General features: G+C 68.5%; 19 protein-coding genes. 15 read left to right on the top strand and 4 right to left on the bottom strand.

Translation table 11 applies throughout. From position 1 onward, the window contains the following. The first annotated feature begins 30 nt into the window (after nucleotides 1-30). Nucleotides 31-1062 carry a DNA polymerase III subunit delta gene (holA, locus tag ACLHG5_RS05230; RefSeq protein ID WP_411315203.1) on the top strand — a complete coding sequence of 344 codons (1032 nt, stop codon included), beginning with the start codon at nucleotides 31-33 and terminating at the stop codon, nucleotides 1060-1062. Nucleotides 1063-1156: 94 nt separating this feature from the next. Here holA and rpsT read toward each other — a convergent pair whose 3' ends face one another. Further along, on the bottom strand, nucleotides 1157-1423 hold the full coding sequence (rpsT, locus tag ACLHG5_RS05225) for a 30S ribosomal protein S20 (protein ID WP_411315204.1): 267 nt from the start codon (nucleotides 1421-1423) through the stop codon (nucleotides 1157-1159). Between the two features lie 197 nt (nucleotides 1424-1620). Continuing rightward, on the bottom strand, nucleotides 1621-2340 hold the full coding sequence (locus tag ACLHG5_RS05220) for an alpha/beta fold hydrolase (RefSeq protein ID WP_411318047.1): 720 nt from the start codon (nucleotides 2338-2340) through the stop codon (nucleotides 1621-1623). Nucleotides 2341-2387: 47 nt separating this feature from the next. Here ACLHG5_RS05220 and ACLHG5_RS05215 point away from each other — a divergent pair, with 47 nt between their 5' ends. The 4 genes from ACLHG5_RS05215 to hemW all read left to right on the top strand — a co-directional run bounded on the left by ACLHG5_RS05215 (nucleotide 2388) and on the right by hemW (nucleotide 7429). Further along, nucleotides 2388-3587: a pyridoxal phosphate-dependent aminotransferase gene (locus ACLHG5_RS05215; RefSeq protein WP_411318046.1), complete on the top strand. Its 1200-nt coding sequence runs from the start codon at nucleotides 2388-2390 to the stop codon at nucleotides 3585-3587. Between the two features lie 93 nt (nucleotides 3588-3680). Continuing rightward, the gene (gene lepA / locus ACLHG5_RS05210; protein WP_411318045.1) at nucleotides 3681-5528 is read left to right on the top strand and encodes a translation elongation factor 4; all 1848 of its coding nucleotides are present in this window, start codon (nucleotides 3681-3683) and stop codon (nucleotides 5526-5528) included. Between the two features lie 3 nt (nucleotides 5529-5531). Then, nucleotides 5532-6197, top strand: a complete 666-nt coding sequence (locus ACLHG5_RS05205) for a DUF1990 family protein (RefSeq protein WP_411318044.1) — start codon at nucleotides 5532-5534, stop codon at nucleotides 6195-6197. 5 nt (nucleotides 6198-6202) lie between these two features. Then, entirely contained in the window at nucleotides 6203-7429 is a 1227-nt protein-coding gene (hemW, locus tag ACLHG5_RS05200; protein ID WP_411318043.1) for a radical SAM family heme chaperone HemW, read from the top strand. Between the two features lie 70 nt (nucleotides 7430-7499). Here hemW and ACLHG5_RS05195 read toward each other — a convergent pair whose 3' ends face one another. Further along, complete coding sequence (locus ACLHG5_RS05195) at nucleotides 7500-7877, bottom strand: DUF4870 domain-containing protein (protein ID WP_411315210.1); 378 nt, start codon at nucleotides 7875-7877, stop codon at nucleotides 7500-7502. Between the two features lie 36 nt (nucleotides 7878-7913). Then, the gene (locus tag ACLHG5_RS05190; RefSeq protein WP_411318042.1) at nucleotides 7914-8273 is read right to left on the bottom strand and encodes a DUF4870 domain-containing protein; all 360 of its coding nucleotides are present in this window, start codon (nucleotides 8271-8273) and stop codon (nucleotides 7914-7916) included. A gap of 201 nt (nucleotides 8274-8474) precedes the next feature. On the opposite strand from ACLHG5_RS05190, the gene hrcA reads away from it, so the two are divergent. The 10 genes from hrcA to ACLHG5_RS05140 all read left to right on the top strand — a co-directional run bounded on the left by hrcA (nucleotide 8475) and on the right by ACLHG5_RS05140 (nucleotide 18221). Then, nucleotides 8475-9512 carry a heat-inducible transcriptional repressor HrcA gene (gene hrcA, locus ACLHG5_RS05185; RefSeq protein WP_411315212.1) on the top strand — a complete coding sequence of 346 codons (1038 nt, stop codon included), beginning with the start codon at nucleotides 8475-8477 and terminating at the stop codon, nucleotides 9510-9512. A gap of 70 nt (nucleotides 9513-9582) precedes the next feature. After that, nucleotides 9583-10692: a molecular chaperone DnaJ gene (dnaJ, locus tag ACLHG5_RS05180; protein WP_411318041.1), complete on the top strand. Its 1110-nt coding sequence runs from the start codon at nucleotides 9583-9585 to the stop codon at nucleotides 10690-10692. A gap of 427 nt (nucleotides 10693-11119) precedes the next feature. Further along, nucleotides 11120-11848 (top strand): 16S rRNA (uracil(1498)-N(3))-methyltransferase, encoded by a 729-nt coding sequence (locus ACLHG5_RS05175; protein ID WP_411318040.1) that lies wholly within the window; start codon nucleotides 11120-11122, stop codon nucleotides 11846-11848. 110 nt (nucleotides 11849-11958) lie between these two features. After that, nucleotides 11959-12315 carry a histidine triad nucleotide-binding protein gene (locus tag ACLHG5_RS05170; RefSeq protein ID WP_411318039.1) on the top strand — a complete coding sequence of 119 codons (357 nt, stop codon included), beginning with the start codon at nucleotides 11959-11961 and terminating at the stop codon, nucleotides 12313-12315. A 133-nt stretch (nucleotides 12316-12448) separates the two neighbouring features. After that, on the top strand, nucleotides 12449-13495 hold the full coding sequence (locus ACLHG5_RS05165; RefSeq protein WP_411316297.1) for a PhoH family protein: 1047 nt from the start codon (nucleotides 12449-12451) through the stop codon (nucleotides 13493-13495). Then, nucleotides 13495-13959 (top strand): rRNA maturation RNase YbeY, encoded by a 465-nt coding sequence (gene ybeY / locus ACLHG5_RS05160; protein WP_411315216.1) that lies wholly within the window; start codon nucleotides 13495-13497, stop codon nucleotides 13957-13959. The genes ACLHG5_RS05165 and ybeY overlap by 1 nt, the downstream gene beginning before the upstream one ends. A 2-nt stretch (nucleotides 13960-13961) precedes the next feature. Beyond that, nucleotides 13962-15296 carry a hemolysin family protein gene (locus ACLHG5_RS05155; protein ID WP_411315217.1) on the top strand — a complete coding sequence of 445 codons (1335 nt, stop codon included), beginning with the start codon at nucleotides 13962-13964 and terminating at the stop codon, nucleotides 15294-15296. Beyond that, nucleotides 15283-16179 (top strand): GTPase Era, encoded by an 897-nt coding sequence (gene era, locus ACLHG5_RS05150; protein ID WP_411315218.1) that lies wholly within the window; start codon nucleotides 15283-15285, stop codon nucleotides 16177-16179. The genes ACLHG5_RS05155 and era overlap by 14 nt, the downstream gene beginning before the upstream one ends. A gap of 123 nt (nucleotides 16180-16302) precedes the next feature. Beyond that, entirely contained in the window at nucleotides 16303-17556 is a 1254-nt protein-coding gene (locus ACLHG5_RS05145) for a sensor histidine kinase (RefSeq protein ID WP_411318038.1), read from the top strand. Continuing rightward, nucleotides 17553-18221 (top strand): response regulator, encoded by a 669-nt coding sequence (locus ACLHG5_RS05140; protein WP_411315220.1) that lies wholly within the window; start codon nucleotides 17553-17555, stop codon nucleotides 18219-18221. The genes ACLHG5_RS05145 and ACLHG5_RS05140 overlap by 4 nt, the downstream gene beginning before the upstream one ends. Nucleotides 18222-18282: the final 61 nt, after the last annotated feature.

The raw sequence follows: 18282 nt of genomic DNA, 5'->3' as shown, positions 1-18282 counted from the left end.
GACGACACCCGACGACACCCGAGGAGACGCGTGGCCGCGAAGACCGCGAAGACAGCCAAGAGTGCCGCCGCGATCCCGCAGCTCGACTGGACACGCATCCGTCCCGCGCCCGTCGTGCTCGTCTCGGGCACCGAGGGGTACCTCGCCGACAGTGCCATCCGCAGTCTGCGCGACCTGTTGCGCAGCGAAGACCCCACGATCGAACTCCACGACATCGAGGCCGACGGCTACGGCTCGGGCGAGCTCATCACCCTCGCGAGTCCGTCGCTCTTCGGCGAGCCCCGATTCATCCGCGTCACGGGGGTCGAGAAGTGTTCCGACGCGTTCATCGTCGACGCCCTCTCGTACCTCGCCGACCCGGCGCCCGACACCTACCTCGTGTTGAGGCACGCGGGCGGGGTGCGGGGCAAGAAGCTCCTCGACGCCATCCGCGGAGGGCTCGGAGGCGGCGTCGAGATCGTGTGCACCGAACTCAAGGGCGACCAGGAGAAGGCCCAGTTCGTGGCGGGTGAGTTCGCGGCGGCGGGCAGGCGCATCACGACGGGTGCGGTGCGCGCTCTCGTGTCGGCGTTCTCAGGCGACCTCGCCGAGCTCGCCTCCGCGTGCCGTCAGCTCCTCGCCGACGCGAGCGACGAGATCACGGAACAGACCGTGAGCACCTACTACTCGGGGCACCAGGAGACATCGGCCTTCGCCGTGGCCGACGCGGCGATCGCCGGTCGCCACGGCGAGGCCCTCGTGTTGCTGCGGCACGCGATCGCGTCGGGGGCCGACCCCGTTCCGATCGTCGCGGCGTTCGCGATGAAGCTGCGCGCGATGGCCAAGGTCTCGGGCAGACGCGGGGGGTCGGGCCAGATCGCCTCGCAGTTCGGCATGGCGCCGTGGCAAGTGGATCGCGCGAGGCGCGACCTCCAGGGCTGGGACGACACCGGTCTCGGCCGCTGCATCACGGCCCTCGCCGAAACGGATGCCGCCGTCAAGGGTGGTGGGCGGGACCCCGTCTTCGCCCTCGAGGTCATGGTCGCGCTCATGAGTTCGCGCGGTGTCGACCCGCGGCACTGACGGTTTCGTTCCCGAGCCGCCCGGAGGCCGAGGCAACGAGAGAAGGCCCCGTCGATGACGGGGCCTTCTCTCTGCGGCCGGAAGGCCTGAGGGGTTACGCGGAGAGCGACGCGACCTTCTTGGCGATGGCCGACTTGCGGTTCGCGGCCTGGTTCTTGTGCAGAACACCCTTGCTCGCAGCCTTGTCGAGCTTCTTCGAGGCGACGACGAGAGCGGCGGTGGCCTTGGCGGCGTCACCGGTGGCGATCGCCTCGCGGGTCAGACGAACGGCCGTCTTGACCTCGCTCTTCACCGCCTTGTTGCGCTCCTGCGACTTCTTGTTGGTGCCGATGCGCTTGATCTGCGACTTGATGTTTGCCACGTGATTACCTTCTGTTGTATCGAATAGTTGTCAGGCACCCGGAACGGCCTGGAACACCGGGGTCCGGCTGCATTTCGCACTTCCACCGGTCCGGGTGTCACCCGAGTCGAATGGTGCGCGCAAGCCAACCAGTGACATTACCAGTTGGTGAAGACATCCGGCAATCGACGCGGGGCGAGTCGCACCTGCGATCGCCGCTACGGAGCGGCGACCCGGCGGTATTCGTCGAGCAGTTCTCGCGTGAACCGGTCCGGGTGCGTGACCGACACCATGTGCGTCGCCTTCGGCACCGTCACGAGCCGCGCGGTGCGGGCGGCGCGGAGGTAGCGCGCGGCGTGCCATCGCACGTGGTCGAGCCTGCCGTTCACGAAGAGGATCGGCGCGGCGATCCCCGGCAGCGCGGCGACCGGGTCGAGGTGCACGAGATCGCGCAGCACGTCGTCCATGACATCGAGGGCGACGCCTCCCGCGATGACGTCGGTCGCCCCCGGTTCCGGCACGAAACGGCGGACCATGAGGTTGTTGAGAGCGAGACCCTGATCGGGCAGCCTACGGATCATCTTCGCGAGCACCCGCCACGCGCCGATGACGAGAGGCGTCGGCGTGGTTCCGCAACTCGCGGCGAGCAGGCCGCTCACGCGCTGCGGTCGCGCGTCTCGAGCGAGGTACTCGATCGCGAGGTAGCCACCGAGCGAGAACCCGACGAGGTAGGGCGGGGGGCCCGGAGCGGCGTCGACGGCCTCGCCGATCGCGTCGAGCGCACCGCGCATCGTGAACCTCTCGCCGCGGCGCGACCCGTGCCCGGGGAGGTCGAGGGCGACAGCGGGGATGCCCGCGGCCTCGAGTTCGGCGAGCTGGTGCCGCCACATCGTGGCCGACGTGCGCAAGCCGTGCACGAAGATCACGGTGGCTCGCATCCGGCGATCGTATTCGGCTCGCCTGGGGGGAGCGCTAGCGTGACAGCATGCCGTCGCTCGCATCCCACATCTCCTCGGTGCCCCCCTCGGGCATCCGCCGCATCTACGAGCTCGCCGTCGAACTCGACGACGTCATCTCGCTCGGGGTCGGCGAACCCGATCGAGCCGTGGCCCCGCACATCCTCGCGGCGGGTGCCGCCGCGTTCGTCGACGACGTGACGAACTACACCCCCAACGGCGGGATGCTCCCGCTGCGCGCGGCGATCGTCGAGAAGCTCGCTCGGGAGAACGGCATCGAGGTCGACCTCGAGCAGGTCTGGGTCACCGTCGGTGCGACCCAGGCCCTGCACCAGGCGATGGGCCTCATGCTCGATGCGGGAGACGAGATCCTCGTGCCCGACCCCGGCTACACGACGTTCACCATGAGCGCGCGCATGCTCGAGGCGGTCCCCGTGCCGTACTCGCTCCTCGCCGCCAACGATTTCGCTCCCGACGTCGACGAGCTCGAGCGGCTCGTGTCGCCGCGCACGAGAGCGATCGTCGTCAACAGCCCGAGCAACCCACTCGGGTCGGTGCTCGACGCCGCGCAACTGACCGCTCTGCTCCAGTTCGCTCGCGCGCACGACCTGTGGGTCTTGAGCGACGAGGTCTACGAGTACTTCACCTACGGCGCCGAGCACACGAGCATCGCGAGTCTCGACACCGACGACCGCGTCTTCTCGGTGTTCTCGCTCTCGAAGACCTACGCCGTGACGGGACTCAGGGTGGGCTACCTCGTGACCCCTCCCGGGCTCGCGTCGACGATGCGCACGGTGCAGGAGGCCACGGTGTCGTGCGTCACGGCGCCGGCGCAACTCGCGGCCATCGCGGCACTTCTCGGCGACCACCAGCACGTCGCCGACTCGAAAGAGCACTACCGGGCGAACCTCGAGGCGGCGTGCGCTCTTCTCGACGAGCGCGGCTTCGCCTACTTGCGGCCGACCGGCGCCTTCTACCTCTGGATCGACATGCAGCACGCGACCGACGGTGACGTCGCGGGGTGGGCCGAGAGGTTTCTGCTGCGCGACCGTGTGGCCGTCGCCCCCGGGAGCGCGTTCGGCCGATCGGGGGAGGGCTGGATCCGCGTGTGCCTCGCGGCCGACCCCGCCGATGTCGTCGAAGCGCTCGGGCGGCTTCCGGCTCCGGGAGCACGCTCGATCGCGACCGACCGGACACCGCCACGCGGCGACATCGGGGGAGCGGTCTGACCCGCTGACCGCAGACATCCGCCCCTGGTCGGGTGCGCGCGGGGATGATGGGACAATCGAATGTCCAGTTTGCCCGCACCACCAGAGGAACGTGTGTCTCCCATAGCGAAGAAGGCCCTGCAGCCTGCGGCGACCGACCCCGCTTTCATCCGCAACTTCTGCATCATCGCGCACATCGACCACGGCAAGTCGACGCTCGCCGACCGGATGCTGTCGATGACCGGGGTCGTGAGCGATCGCAACATGCGCGCGCAATACCTCGACCGCATGGACATCGAGCGCGAGCGCGGCATCACGATCAAGAGCCAGGCAGTGCGGATGCCGTGGCAGCTCGGCGATCAGACCTACGCGCTCAACATGATCGACACCCCCGGTCACGTCGACTTCACCTACGAGGTCTCTCGGAGCCTCGCCGCGTGCGAGGGAGCCATCCTGCTCGTCGACGCGGCTCAGGGCATCGAGGCGCAGACTCTCGCGAACCTCTACCTCGCGCTCGAGAACGACCTCACGATCATCCCCGTGCTCAACAAGATCGACCTCCCCGCGGCTGAGCCCGAGAAGTACGCCGCCGAGCTCGCAAGCCTCATCGGCGGCTCGCCCGACGACGTCTTGCGCGTGAGTGGCAAGACCGGAATGGGGGTCGAGGCCCTCCTCGATCGCGTGACGGCGTTGATCCCGGCACCGGTCGGTGACCCGGATGCCGCGGCCCGCGCGATGATCTTCGACTCCGTCTACGACTCCTACCGCGGCGTCGTCACCTACGTGCGCATGATCGACGGCCACCTCTCGCCGCGCGAGAAGATCCAGATGATGTCGACGCGCGCGACTCACGAGATCCTCGAGATCGGCGTCAGCTCGCCTGAGCCGACGCCGAGCCAGGGTCTGGGGGTCGGCGAGGTCGGCTACCTCATCACGGGCGTGAAAGACGTGCGCCAGTCGAAGGTCGGCGACACGGTGACGACGGCGCAGAAGCCCGCGACCGACGCGCTCCCCGGCTACACCGAGCCCCTCCCGATGGTCTTCTCGGGGCTCTACCCGATCGACGGCTCCGACTACCCGGTGCTGCGTGAAGCCCTCGACAAGCTCAAGCTCTCCGACGCCGCGCTCGTCTACGAGCCCGAGACCTCCGTGGCCCTCGGATTCGGGTTCCGCTGCGGATTCCTCGGTCTCCTGCACCTCGAGATCGTCACCGAGCGCCTCGAGCGCGAATTCGGTCTCGACCTCATCGCGACGGCGCCGTCGGTGATCTACGAGGTCACGACCGACGACAAGAAGACGGTGACGGTCACGAACCCGAGCGAGTTCCCCGGCGGCAAGATCGCGTCGGTGAGCGAGCCCATGGTCAAGGCGGCGATCCTCGCCCCCAAGGACTACGTCGGCGTCATCATGGAGCTGTGCCAGAGCAGGCGAGGCAACCTCCTCGGCATGGAGTACCTCGGTGAGGACCGCGTCGAGATCCGCTACACGATGCCGCTCGCCGAGATCGTCTTCGACTTCTTCGACAACCTGAAATCCAAGACGGCGGGCTACGCCTCGCTCGACTACGAGCCCATCGGCGACCAGGAGTCCGACCTCGTCAAGGTCGACATCCTCCTCCAGGGCGAGCAGGTCGACGCCTTCAGCGCGATCGTGCATCGCGACAAGGCCTACGCGTACGGCGTGCTCATGACCGGTCGGCTCCGCGAGCTCATCCCGCGTCAGCAGTTCGAGGTTCCGATCCAGGCGGCGATCGGTGCGCGCATCATCGCGCGCGAGAGCATCCGCGCGATGCGCAAAGACGTGCTCGCCAAGTGCTACGGCGGCGACATCACCCGCAAGCGCAAACTGCTCGAGAAGCAGAAGGAGGGCAAGAAGCGCATGAAGATGGTCGGCCGCGTCGAGGTTCCGCAGGAGGCCTTCATCGCCGCACTCTCGGGCGACGTCGAGAAAAAAGCGAAGTAGCGCGTGACCGAGTCCGAAGCGGTTCCGCTCTGGCGTCGACCGGTGACCTACGGCGCAATCGGCGGCACCAAGGCGCCCGATCTCGCGGTGTTCCCACCCGCGGGTTTCCGATCGATCGTGAAGCGCCAGCGCATCGGCCACGGCGACAACAGGTTCGCGTGGGCATCCGCTCAGACGATGACGTGGGGCATCCAGCGGCTCTCCGGGTTCCGGGTCGAAGTCTCCGACGCTCCCGCTGCCGTCACGGATGCGACATACACTCCCGTGGGGTTCGACACGGCGGGCATCCCCACGGTGTCGGCGACCGTCGCCGAGGCCGACGAAGACACGTTCAACGCCGACGGCGCCTCGTATCTCGTCCCCGGTGACACGGCGACGCTCACCATCCGCTTCCTCCTGATCCCCGTGACCGCCAACGTGAGGGTCGTCTACGTCGTCAACGAGCCCGACCGTGTCGGCTTCGCCTACGGCACGCTCGCGGGCCACCCCGAGAGCGGCGAAGAGGCGTTCATCGTCGAACGCGGCGACGACGGGTCGGTCTGGCTCGCGATCTCCGCGTTCTCACGGCCGAGCACGTGGTACTGGCGCGCCCTCTTCATTCCGCTCCGCATCGCGCAAGCCCTCTACACCCGTCGCTACCTGCGGGTGCTCGCCGGGCCGACCGACTGACGCGGATGCCGAGCGCCCTCCCTCTCGCCGACCCCGCCCCGCTCGACGGCGCTCTCCCGCGCTCCGTCGCCGAGGGCTCGGCCGATCGAGCGTTCGGCGTCTACCTCCACGTGCCCTTCTGTCGCGTGAGGTGTGGCTACTGCGACTTCAACACCTACACCTCCGACGAACTCCGCGGGGCGAAGCGCGTCGACTTCGCGGGCCAGGCGATCGCCGAGGTCGAGGCCGCCGGTCGCCTGCTTAACCAGTCCGGAGCGGCCGAGCGTCGCGCGTCGACGGTCTTCTTCGGCGGCGGGACCCCGACGATGCTGCCCGCGAGCGACCTCGTGGCGATGCTCGACGCCGTGCGCGACACGTGGGGTCTGGCGCCCGACGCCGAGGTGACGACCGAAGCGAACCCCGACTCGGTCGACGCCGACTACCTCGAAGCCCTCGCCCGGGCCGGCTTCACGCGCGTGTCGTTCGGCATGCAGTCCGCCGTGCCACACGTGCTCGCGACCCTGGATCGCACCCACGATCCCGACCGGGTTCCGCTCGTCGTCGACGCGGCGAGGCGGGCTGGGCTCGACGTGAGTCTCGACCTCATCTACGGCACACCGGGGGAGACCCTCGACGACTGGCGACGCTCACTCGAGCACGCGATCGCCCAGAAGCCCGACCACATCTCGGCATACGCCCTCATCATCGAAGACGGCACGGCCCTCGCGCGTCGGATCCGGCGCGGCGAAGTCGAGGCCCCCGACGACGACCTGCAGGCCGACTTCTACGAGCTCGCCGACCGGATGCTCGCCGACGCGGGATATCAGTGGTACGAGGTGAGCAACTGGGCGATGACTCCCGCTCAGCGCTCGCACCACAATCTCGCCTACTGGACCGGCGAGGACTGGTGGGGCGTCGGCCCCGGAGCGCACAGTCACATCGGCGGCGTGCGCTGGTGGAACGTCAAACACCCGGCCGCGTACGCCGAGCGGATCGGCCGCGGCGAATCACCCGCGGCCGGGCGGGAGACCCTCGACGATCGCACGCGATTCGTCGAGCGGGTTCTGCTGACCTCGCGCTTGCGGGACGGCACGCCCATCTCGTCGCTCGAGCCGCGGGGGCGCACATCCGTCGCCTCCCTCATCGCCGACGGCCTCGTCGACCCGGCGGCCGCCCTGCGCGGCACCGTCGTCTTGACGCTGCGTGGCCGTCTGCTCGCCGACGCCGTCGTGCGCGCCCTGCTCGACGACTGAGCGCGCCTCCCGACGACAGCACGAAGGCCCCACCTCGCGGCGGGGCCTTCGTTCGGGTGCAGCTCGCGGGCTACTTGAGGAACGGGATCGTCAGCGGGTAGGCGTATGCCTCACCCTTGTTCGCCGCGATCGCCGCGATGATGCTGAAGACGATGACGACGACGGCCACGGCGAGGAGCACGAAGAGCCCGACGACGATGACGGTCAGGATGCCACCGATGAACGACGCGATGAGCATCGTGAGCTGGAAGTTGAGCGCCGTGGCGCTGTGCTGGCGCACGAACGGGCCGCGGTCCTTGAGCACGAGGTAGACGATGAGCGCGGGGAGGAAGCTGAAGAAGATCCCTCCGACGTGCGTGAGCGTGGCCCAGAGCTTCTCGTCTGCCGGGCTCATCGGCTGCGGAGCCGACGAGTAGGGGTTGGCGTTGGGCGGATAGTTGTCGCTCATGGTTCCTCCGAGTGCGGTTGGTGTGGTGAGAAGCTGTTATTTGATGAGACGGACGGCGAACGGATAGCGGTAGTTGTGTCCGTCTTTGGCCTTGAGGAAGGCGATGATCGAGAACACGATGCGGGCCACGAAGACGACCGGCAGGATGATGAACCCGATGCCGACGAAGACCAGGATGTAGCCCAGCAGATCGGCGGCGAGGAGTGTGATCTGGAAGTTCAGAGCCTCTTTGCCCTCGGTGTCGGTGAAGGAACCGCGATCCTTGAAGATGAGCCAGATGACGAGGGCTGGCACGATGCCGAGAATGCCCAGGATGTGCGCGAGAGACCCCCACTGCCTGTCGTCGGCGGCGCTCAGCGGAGCCGAAGGCTGCGGCTGCGGTGAGGGATTCGACACGGTGGGCCTTTCGAGGCGGAGGGACCGCTCGCCGCGATCGGCGTGCGGCCATGCGGTCCCGCGCCAACAGGCGGGTCCCGCCATGGACTACGTCATACGGTAGTGCTGCGGAAAGCCTGCGTGCAACGCTCCCGCCCGGCAGGTCGCGATACAATTGGCAGTCCTTTGCAGTGAGTGCCAGTCGGGAGAAGGGGAGAGCACATGGCGTCCGACCGCAGCCTCGAAGTTCTCCGGGTCATCGTGCAGGACTACGTCGAGTCGCGCGAGCCCGTCGGCTCCCGGTCCATCGTCGAGCGCCACGCCTTCGGGGTGTCGGCCGCGACCATCCGCAACGACATGGCCCTCCTCGAGGAGGAAGAGCTCATCACCGCGCCCCACACGTCGTCGGGACGCATCCCGACCGACAAGGGCTACCGCGTCTTCGTCGACCAGCTCGCCGACCTGCGCCCGCTCACCGCCGCTCAGCGCCAAGCCATCGAGACATTCCTCGGGCAATCGGCCGACCTCGACGAGACTCTCGCGCGAACCGTGCGCCTGCTCTCGCAACTCACCAACCAGGTCGCGCTCGTGCAGTACCCGACGCTCGGCACGTCGCGAGTTCGTCACCTCGAACTCGTTCCGCTGAGCTCGACTCGCGTCATGACGGTGCTCATCACCGACTCCGGTCGCGTCGAGCAACGCGTCGTCGACGTCGCAGAGGGGGTCGACGAGGCGTTCCTCGGCGAGCTCCGAGCCAAGCTCAACTCGAGCCTCGGCGGGCTCGGCCTCGCCGAAGCGGCCGTGCGCCTCGAAGCGTTCGACGACCAGTTCGCTCCCGAGCGCGCGGGCGTCGTCGGGCGGGTGACGGCGACCCTCATCGAGCAGGTCGCGGCCAACCGGCACGAGCGACTGCTCATGGCGGGCGCCGCGAACCTCGCCCGCACCGAAGAGGACTTCTCCGGGAGCATCTACCCCGTGCTCGAAGCCATCGAGGAGCAAGTGACGCTCCTGCGCCTCTTCGGCGAGATGGCCCCCGACGAGAACGGCTTCTCGATCAGCATCGGTCGCGAGAACGCCTCCTTCGGCCTCGGTGAGACCTCGGTGCTCACGAGCGGCTACGCCGGGACGGGAACCGACCTCGCGAGGCTCGGCGTGCTCGGCCCCACCCGCATGGACTACTCCAACAACATGGCCGCGATCCGCGCGGTCGCCCGATACCTGTCGCGCTTGCTCGGCGACGACCACCCTGACGCGCGCTGACCGTCGTCCACCGCCGTGCGGTGGGGTGCGACGAGTGCGACGCGATCGATAGCAATCAGAAGGAAACCACGTGGCTGACCATTACGAAACGCTCGGAGTCTCTCGCGAGGCGACCCCCGAGGAGATCAAGAAGGCGTATCGCAGGCTCGCGCGCGAACTGCACCCCGACGTGAACCCCGGCGCCGACGCATCCGAGAAGTTCAAGTCGGTGACCCACGCCTACGACGTGCTCTCCGACCCGCAGCAGCGCCAGCAGTACGACCTCGGCCCGCAGGCCGGCTTCGGCGGGCAGAACTTCGGCGGATTCGGCGACATCTTCGAGTCCTTCTTCGGTGGCGGAGGTGCCGGTGGGGGCCGTTCGGGGCCGCGCAGCAGGAGCGAGCGGGGTCAGGACGCACTCATCCGCGTCGAGGTGGACCTCGAAGAGATCGTCTTCGGAACTCAGCGCGACCTCGAGGTCGACACGGCCGTGCTCTGCGAGACGTGCAACGGCACGTGTTGCGCCCCCGGCACCCAGCCCCAGACGTGCGACATCTGCCGCGGGACCGGCCAGATCCAGCGCGCCGTGCGCAGCCTGCTCGGCAACGTCATGACCTCGAGCCCGTGCGGCACCTGCCGCGGATACGGCACCGTCATCCCCAACCCGTGCCCGACCTGCTCGGGCCAGGGGCGCGTGCGCGCGCGTCGCAGCATCCCCGTCGACATCCCGGCCGGTGTCGACACCGGACTCCGCCTGCAGATGCCCTCCCAGGGTGAGGTCGGGCCCGCCGGCGGCCCCAACGGCGACCTCTACCTCGAGATCAAGGTTCGGCACCACGACATCTACAGCCGCAACGGTGACGACCTCCTCGCGACCCTCGAGGTGCAGATGACCGACGCGATCCTCGGAACGACGACGACGCTGAAGACTCTCGACGGCGACGTGACCGTCGACATCAAGCCCGGCACGCAGAGCGCCGAGGTCATCACGGTCAAGGATCGCGGCATCACGCGCTTGCGCGGCGGCGGCCGGGGCGATCTGAAGATCGGCGTGCAGGTCATGACCCCCACGAAGCTCAGTCACAAGGAGCAGGACCTCGTCAAACAGCTCGCGAAGGCTCGCAAGGCGCACGCTCCGAGCCTGTCGCAGTTCCAGCAGGGCCTCTTCGAGAAGCTCCGCGACCGCTTCCTCAACATCTGACGCACGCGGAGCCCGCCCTCGGGCGGGCTCCGCTCCCGGGCGGGCTCCGCTCCCGTCATCCGCCACCTCCCGTTCCCGTCGCAAATTCAGGAGACGGCCGCCCGTGGCCGGTGTTCCGCTCGCCACCGCGGCGTCACGGTGCTGGGCTTGACAGCGGTCTCCTGAATTTCCATCACGGGGTGTCGAGAGAGCGCCTCGTCGCCTGCACTCGACTACGGATGCCACGCGCACGATCCGTCGGTATTGCGCACGATCCGTCGCAAATTCAGGAGATGCCCGCGCGGCGCTCGTGACTGACGCGCGGTGTGGGCGACGTGGCGTGCGGGCGGGCACCCACCTCCTGAATTTCCGACGGAGAGGGTGGGGATGGGGGCGATGGGGGCGACGGGCGACGGGCGCACGCGCCGCGATCTGCGAAGCTGGTCGGATGGCGCACTTCTACTTGAGCGACGATCTCGTCGAGGCCCGAACGGGCGATCGCGTCACGATCGACGGCCCCGAAGCGCGTCACGCGGTGACGGTGAGTCGCGTGTCGGTGGGGGAGTCGCTCGTCGTCGGAAACGGCTCGGGGCTCGTCGTGACGGGGCTCGTGGCCGTCGCCGAACACACCCAGCTCGTGGTCGAGGTCGTGACGGTCGTCGAACACCCCGCGGCGAGCCCCGCACTGTGGCTCGCCCAAGCCCTCGCGAAGGGCGACCGTGACGAGGCCGCCGTGCAGGCGGCGACAGAGCTCGGTGTCGACGGTGTGGTTCCGTGGGCGGCTCAGCGGTCGATCGTCAAGTGGGAGGGCGCCAAGGTCCGCAAGGGTCACGACCGCTGGACCGCGATCGTGCGCGAGGCGACGAAGCAGTCTGTCCGGCCGTGGTTGCCCGAGGTCTCGCCCGTCGTGTCGACGAAGCAGCTCGCTCGGCTCGCCGACTCCGCACGCCTTCTCGTTCTCGACCCGACGGCGTCGACCCCGCTGAGCGCCATCGAGTCGGACGGCCGAGACGTCGTCGTCGTGGTCGGCCCCGAGGGTGGTGTGGCGCAGGGTGAACTCGACTCCCTCGTTGCGGCGGGTGCTGAGGTGGTGCGGCTCGGCGACACCGTCTTGCGCACGAGCACCGCGGGGCCCGCGGCGATCGCGGTGTTGAGTGTCGCCCTCGGTCGGTGGTGAGCGGTTCCGCCCGCGCTACCTCGTGCCGCCCCGCTCCGCACCGCACCGCACACGTTGCGCCGCTGGAGAACAGCGGTTTCGTCGTCGGCGGCAGCGTTTAAGCTGTGACCATGCCTCCCGAGTCGCCTTCGATCTTCAGCCGCATCGTGGCGCGCGAGATCCCCGCAGACATCGTCTTCGAAGACGATCGCGTCATCGCGTTCCACGACATCGCACCGCAAGCGCCCGTCCACGTCGTGGTCACCCCGAAGACCGAGGCGTTCACCGATGTCGTCGGGCTCGCCGCGGGTGACCCCGAGCTTCTCGCCCACATGGTCGACGTTGCTCGCTCGATCGCCGAGGATCTCTCCGACGGCCAGTTCCGTCTCGTCTTCAACACCGGTCCGGCCAGCGGGCAGACCGTGTTCCATGTTCACGCCCACGTTCTCAGCGGGGCTCTCGAGGAAGGCACCCTTGGCACGCAGTGAGCAGTCTCCGGACCGCCAGAACCCGGCAGGAACGACCCCGGCCAGCACGAACCCACCCCGCCCGAACCCCGCGAGCACAGATTCGGCGCGCACCGAACCGATCTCCGAGCGCATCCTCGTCGACGGGGTCGCCATGGTGCGCCTCCTCGGCCCGCAGGACCGCCTCCTCAAGACCGTCGAGCAACAGCATCCGGGCGTCGAGGTGCTCGTGCGTGGCAACGAGATCACCCTGTCCGGGCCTCCTGATGCCGTCGCCGCGGCAGTCCGCCTCGTCGATGAGCTCATCGTGATGGTGCGTGGCGGTCACGACCTGGGTGAGCCCGAGGTCGAGACGTCGGCGAGAATGCTCCGGGATGACGCGTCGTCGAGCCCCGCCGAGGTGCTGAGCCAAGCGATCCTCACGAGCAGGGGCAAGAGCATCCGCCCCAAGACTCTCGGGCAGAAGGCGTACGTCGATTCGATCGACGAGCACACGATCGTCTTCGGCATCGGGCCCGCGGGCACCGGGAAGACCTACCTCGCGATGGCGAAGGCCGTGCAGGCGCTGCAGCGCAAGGAGGTCGAGCGCATCATCCTCACGCGTCCGGCCGTCGAGGCGGGGGAGCGGCTCGGCTACCTTCCGGGGTCGCTCACCGACAAGATCGACCCCTATCTGCGCCCCCTCTACGACGCGCTCAACGAGATGATGGACCCCGAGATCGTGCCCAAGCTGCTCGCGGCGGGAACGATCGAGGTCGCGCCCCTCGCCTACATGCGCGGACGCACGCTCAACAACTCGTTCATCGTGCTCGACGAGGCCCAGAACACGACCCCCGAGCAGATGAAGATGTTCCTCACGCGGCTCGGGCACGGTTCGCGCATCGTTGTGACGGGCGACATCACACAGGTCGACCTCCCGAACGGTGCCAGCGGGCTGCAACTCGTCACGCGCGTTCTCGACGACATCGACGACATCCATTTCGCCCGCATGACGAGCGAAGACGTCGTGAGGCACAACCTCGTGGGCCGCATCGTCGATGCCTACACGAAGTACGACGCCGAGCGTCAGGCTCAGAAGTTCGAGCGCGAGCAAGCGGCCGAGTTCGCCAACCGTGCCGAGCGTCGGGGCGCGACGCAACCGGGTTCGCGCGATCGCCGTCCGCCGGCGAGCGACCGTCGTCCGAGGGGATGGCGCGGCTGATGTCGATCGAGGTCAACAACGAGTCGGCGATCGAGGTCGACGAGTCCGCCCTCCAGCAGGTCGCGGCGTTCGCGCTCGAGTCACTCCACGTGCACCGCGACGCCGAGCTCGCGATCGTGCTCGTCGACGAGGCGGCGATGGAGCAGTTGCACATCCAGTGGATGGACGAGCCGGGACCGACGGATGTCTTGAGCTTTCCGATGGACGAGTTGCGTCCCGGCACGGATGATTCGCCGACGCCCGCGGGATTGCTCGGCGACATCGTGCTGTGCCCGACCGTTGCCGCGGCGCAAGCGGAGACGGCGGGGCACTCCGTTCTCGACGAGTTGCTGCTCTTGACGACCCACGGCGTCTTGCACTTGCTCGGCTTCGATCACGCCGAGCCCGACGAGGAGAAGGAGATGTTCGGCCTGCAGCGCGAGATCCTCGCCGCCTTCGCTGACACCGAGTCCCGAAACGGCTGAGCGTGGACACCCTCTTCATCATCGCGGCGATACTCCTCGTGGGCCTCGGTGGCCTTCTCGCCGCTGTCGACTCCGCTCTGTCGGTGACGTCGCGCTCCGATCTGCTCGATCTCGCGTCGACGTCGCGGACGACGCGCTCGCTCACGGCGATCGCCGGCGACGTGAGCGCCCACGTCAACGCGATCAACTTCATGCGTGTCGTCGCCGAGACGACCGCGGCGGTTCTCGTGACGCTCGTGCTCGCCTCGCTCTTCGACGAGCCGTGGCTCGCCCTGCTGTGGTCGGCGCTCGTCATGACGATCGTCTCGTTCGTGCTCGTGGGTTCGAGTCCGCGCAGCGTCGGGCGGGAGCACTCGCGAGCCCTGTTGACGTTCGCCGCTCCGCTCGTGAGGTTCTTCCGGCTGCTGCTCGGTCCGGTCGCGGCCGCCCTCGTCGCGCTCGGCAACAGGGTCACCCCCGGCCGACCCAAGACGACCTCGTTCTCGTCGGAGGAACAGCTCTTGAGCATGGTCGACGAGGCGACCGAACTCGATGTGCTCGAGGAGGAGGACCGCGAGCTCATCCACTCGATCTTCGAGTTCAGCGACACGGTCGTGCGCGCGGTCATGATCCCGCGCACCGACATGGTCACGATCGATTCCGACGAGACGATCAGCACCGCCATGGCGCTCTTCCTCGCGAAGGGCAACTCGCGCATGCCCGTGATCGGCACCGACATCGACGACGTGCTCGGAATCCTCTACCTGCGGGATGTCGCGCGCCTCGGCTACGAGAAGCCCACCGAGATGGATGCGACCCTCGTGACGGCGCTCGCCCGCCCGGCTGTCTTCGTGCCCGAGTCGAAGAAGGCCGACGACATGCTGCGTCAGATGCAGCTCGAGTCGAACCACCTCGCGATGGTCGTCGACGAGTACGGCGGCATCGCGGGGCTCGTGACGATGGAGGACCTCATCGAGGAGCTCGTGGGCGACATCTCCGACGAGTACGACCGCGAGGTCGTCGAGATCGAGGAGCTCGAGCCCGGCCGGTATCGTGTGAGCGCGCGGCTTCCGGTCGACGAGCTCGGCGAACTGTTCCAGATCGAGCTCGACGACGACGACGTCGATTCGGTCGGCGGGCTCCTGACGAAAGCGCTCGGTCGCCTTCCCCTCCCGGGTTCGCGAGCGGATGTCTCGGGTCTCGTGCTCATCGCCGACCGCACCGAGGGGCGCCGCAAGCGCTTGAGCACTGTCGTCGTCGAGCGCGATCCGGCCCTCCACGACGCCCAGGCGGCGTTCGGCTCGCTGCAGACATCCACTTCACACTCCACGAACGGGGAACACGATGACCGACACTGACTTCCGGGCGGGCTTCGTCACGTTCGTGGGGCGCCCCAACGTGGGCAAGTCCACGCTCACCAACGCTCTCGTCGGCGAGAAGGTCGCCATCACGAGTTCGAAGCCGCAGACGACGCGCCGCGCGATCCGGGGCATCGCGCACGCGGAGGGCGGCCAGCTCATCCTCGTCGACACCCCCGGGATGCACCGCCCGCGCACGCTCCTGGGCGAGCGACTCAACGCGATCGTGCAGGAGACCCTCGGCGACGTCGACGTCATCGGGTTCTGCGTTCCCGCCGACGAGAAGATCGGCCCCGGCGACCGCTTCATCAACGAGCAGCTCGAGTCGTTTCCGCGCGCCAAGAAGGTCGCGATCGTCACGAAGATCGATTCGACCTCGAGGCCCGCCGTCGCGGAGCAGCTCCTCGCGGTGTCGGGTCTGCGCGAGTGGGACGCGATCATCCCGGTCTCGGCGGTCGACAGCATCCAACTCGACACCCTCGCGACCGAGCTCATCGCCCTTCTGCCGAAGTCGCAGGCCCTCTACCCCGCGGAGACCGTGACCGAGGAGGCCGTGGTCGACCGCATCGCCGAGCTCATCCGCGAGGCCGTGCTCGAGGGGGTGTCCGACGAGCTGCCGCACTCGATCGCCGTGACGATCGACGACATGATCGAACGCGACGACAAAGACCTCGTCGAGATCTTCGCGAACCTCTTCGTCGAGCGCGACAGCCAGAAGGGCATCATCATCGGCCACCAGGGTTCGAGGCTCGCCGATGTCGGTGCGCGGGCCCGGGCGCAGATCGAGCCCCTCGTCGGCAAGCAGGTCTTCCTCTCGCTGCGGGTGAAGGTCGCCAAGGAGTGGCAGCGCGACCCGAAGCAGCTCGGCCGTCTCGGCTTCTGATCGAGCGACGCTCGGGGCACACGGCTGACGCCCTCTACATCGCGGGGATGATTCCGCCCGCCGCAAGTCGTCTCGAGGGGCTCGAGCGGCCTCCACGTGCCGTCTCGGCCGTACGGTAGTCGGATGTTCCGCTCACTCACCCGCGGGCAGCTGGTGTTCGATCTCGTGGCACCAGCGGTCGCGTTCGTCATCATGGTCGTGCCGTACTCGCTCGTCTACCAGTCGCCCTTCGTGCTCATCGGCATGATCGTGCCGCTGTTCTTCTGGCGGCTCAACGCCGGTCTCGCCCTCGGCCTCGCCTGGGTCGCGGCGATCGCGCAGATGCTCGCGGGCGGCTTTCCCGAGGTGGCCAATCTCGCGATCCTCATCGTGCTCTACGCGACGTCGGCTCACGGCAACCGGGTCACGAAGTGGCTCGGTTTCGCGTCGACGTTCGTCGGCGCGGCCACCGTGGCGGTCTACACGGCCATGCGTCTCGGGCTCTCCGATCAGACTCTCGACCCGACGTTCCCCATCCTCGTGCCGATCGCGTTCATCTTCGTCGCGTTCCTCGCGCTCTTCCTCGTCGCGTGGGGTGCCGGGCTGCTGTCGAAGACCTTCTCGCAGTCTCGCGCGAACACCCTCGCTCGTGCCGTCGCCGAGCTGGAGCGCGCGCGGGCTCGCGTCGATGTCGTCGTCGAGCAGGAGCGCACGCGCATCGCGAGAGACATGCACGACGTCGTGGCCCACTCTCTCGCCGTCGTGATCGCTCAGGCCGACGGGGCACGATACGCGCGGCATGCCGATCCCGCCGCGGTCGACTCCTCGCTCACCGCGATCTCGACGACGGCGCGCGAGGCCCTCGCCGACGTGCGCGTGCTGCTCGGGCAATTGCGTGACGACCAGCAGGCGGGCCCGCAGCCCGTGCTCGACGACCTCGACCGACTCATCGCCCAGGTGCGCTCGTCGGGGCTCGATGTCGAGGTCTCGTCGACGGGGGAGCAGCACGTCATGAGCACGGGCGCCCAACTCGCGGTCTACCGCATCGTGCAGGAGGCCCTCACGAACGCCCTCCGGCACGCCGACACGTCGACGGCGGCCCGCCTCACGTTCGAGTGGACGCCCGACTCCGTGCGCCTCACGATCGTGAGCGCGCTGCGGGAGCCCCTCGTGCACGCGCTCGACCTCGGGCACGGACTCGCGGGCATGCGGGAGCGCGCCGCCCTCGCGGGCGGCGACCTCGAGGTGACGCACGACGACGCCCGGTTCACCGTCGCCGCGATCATCCCCGTGCAGGCGTCGCACCTCGACACGGGGTCGACGGTGACCTCTCCCTCCACGACACGATCGACCGCGCCGACGGCGCTGACCACCCCGCGAACTCCGGAGACCCCATGACCCCCGCCATCCGCGTCGCCCTCGTCGACGACCAGGCCCTTTTCCGTGCCGGAATCCGCATGGTCGTGTCGAGCCAGCCCGACCTCGACTTCGTCGGCGAAGCGAGCAACGGCCTCGAGGGCGTCGCGATCGTCGAGGAGCACTCGCCCGATGTCGTGCTCATGGACATCCGGATGCCAGTGCTCGACGGCATCGAGGCGACCGCGCGCATCGTGGCGGCGGCCGAGTCGCGGGGCGCGCGTCCTCCGCGCATCATCGTGCTCACGACCTTCGACCTCGACGAGGCGGCGACGCGTGCCATCCGCGCCGGGGCGAGCGGTTTCGTGCTCAAAGACGCCGACCCCGAGTTCCTCCTCGCGGCGATCCGCACGGTGCACGCGGGCAGCGCCGTGATCGCGGCATCCGCCACTCGCGAACTCTTCGAGCACTTCGACGGGCGCTCCGCCAAGCCGAGCGAGCCCGCGTCGTTCCGATCACTCACCGAGCGCGAGAAAGGCATCTTCGCGCACGCCGCCCGCGGGCTCAGCAACGCCGAGATCGCGCGCGCCGAATTCCTGAGCGAGGCGACCGTCAAGACGCACATCAGCCGCATCCTCTCGAAGCTCGGCCTTCGCGACCGCGTGCAGCTCGTCGTCTTCGCCTTCGAACACTCGCTCGTCGGATAACCGAGCGGACGACGCGCGATCATCCTCCCGGTGTATCGAGGCGCACCTCCCGCCCGATCCG

Source organism: Marisediminicola sp. LYQ85 (assembly GCF_046600695.1).
GTDB lineage: Bacteria > Actinomycetota > Actinomycetes > Actinomycetales > Microbacteriaceae > Marisediminicola.
The sequence above is the reverse complement of the archived record's forward strand: the minus strand, read 5'-3'. Positions and strand labels throughout refer to the sequence as shown.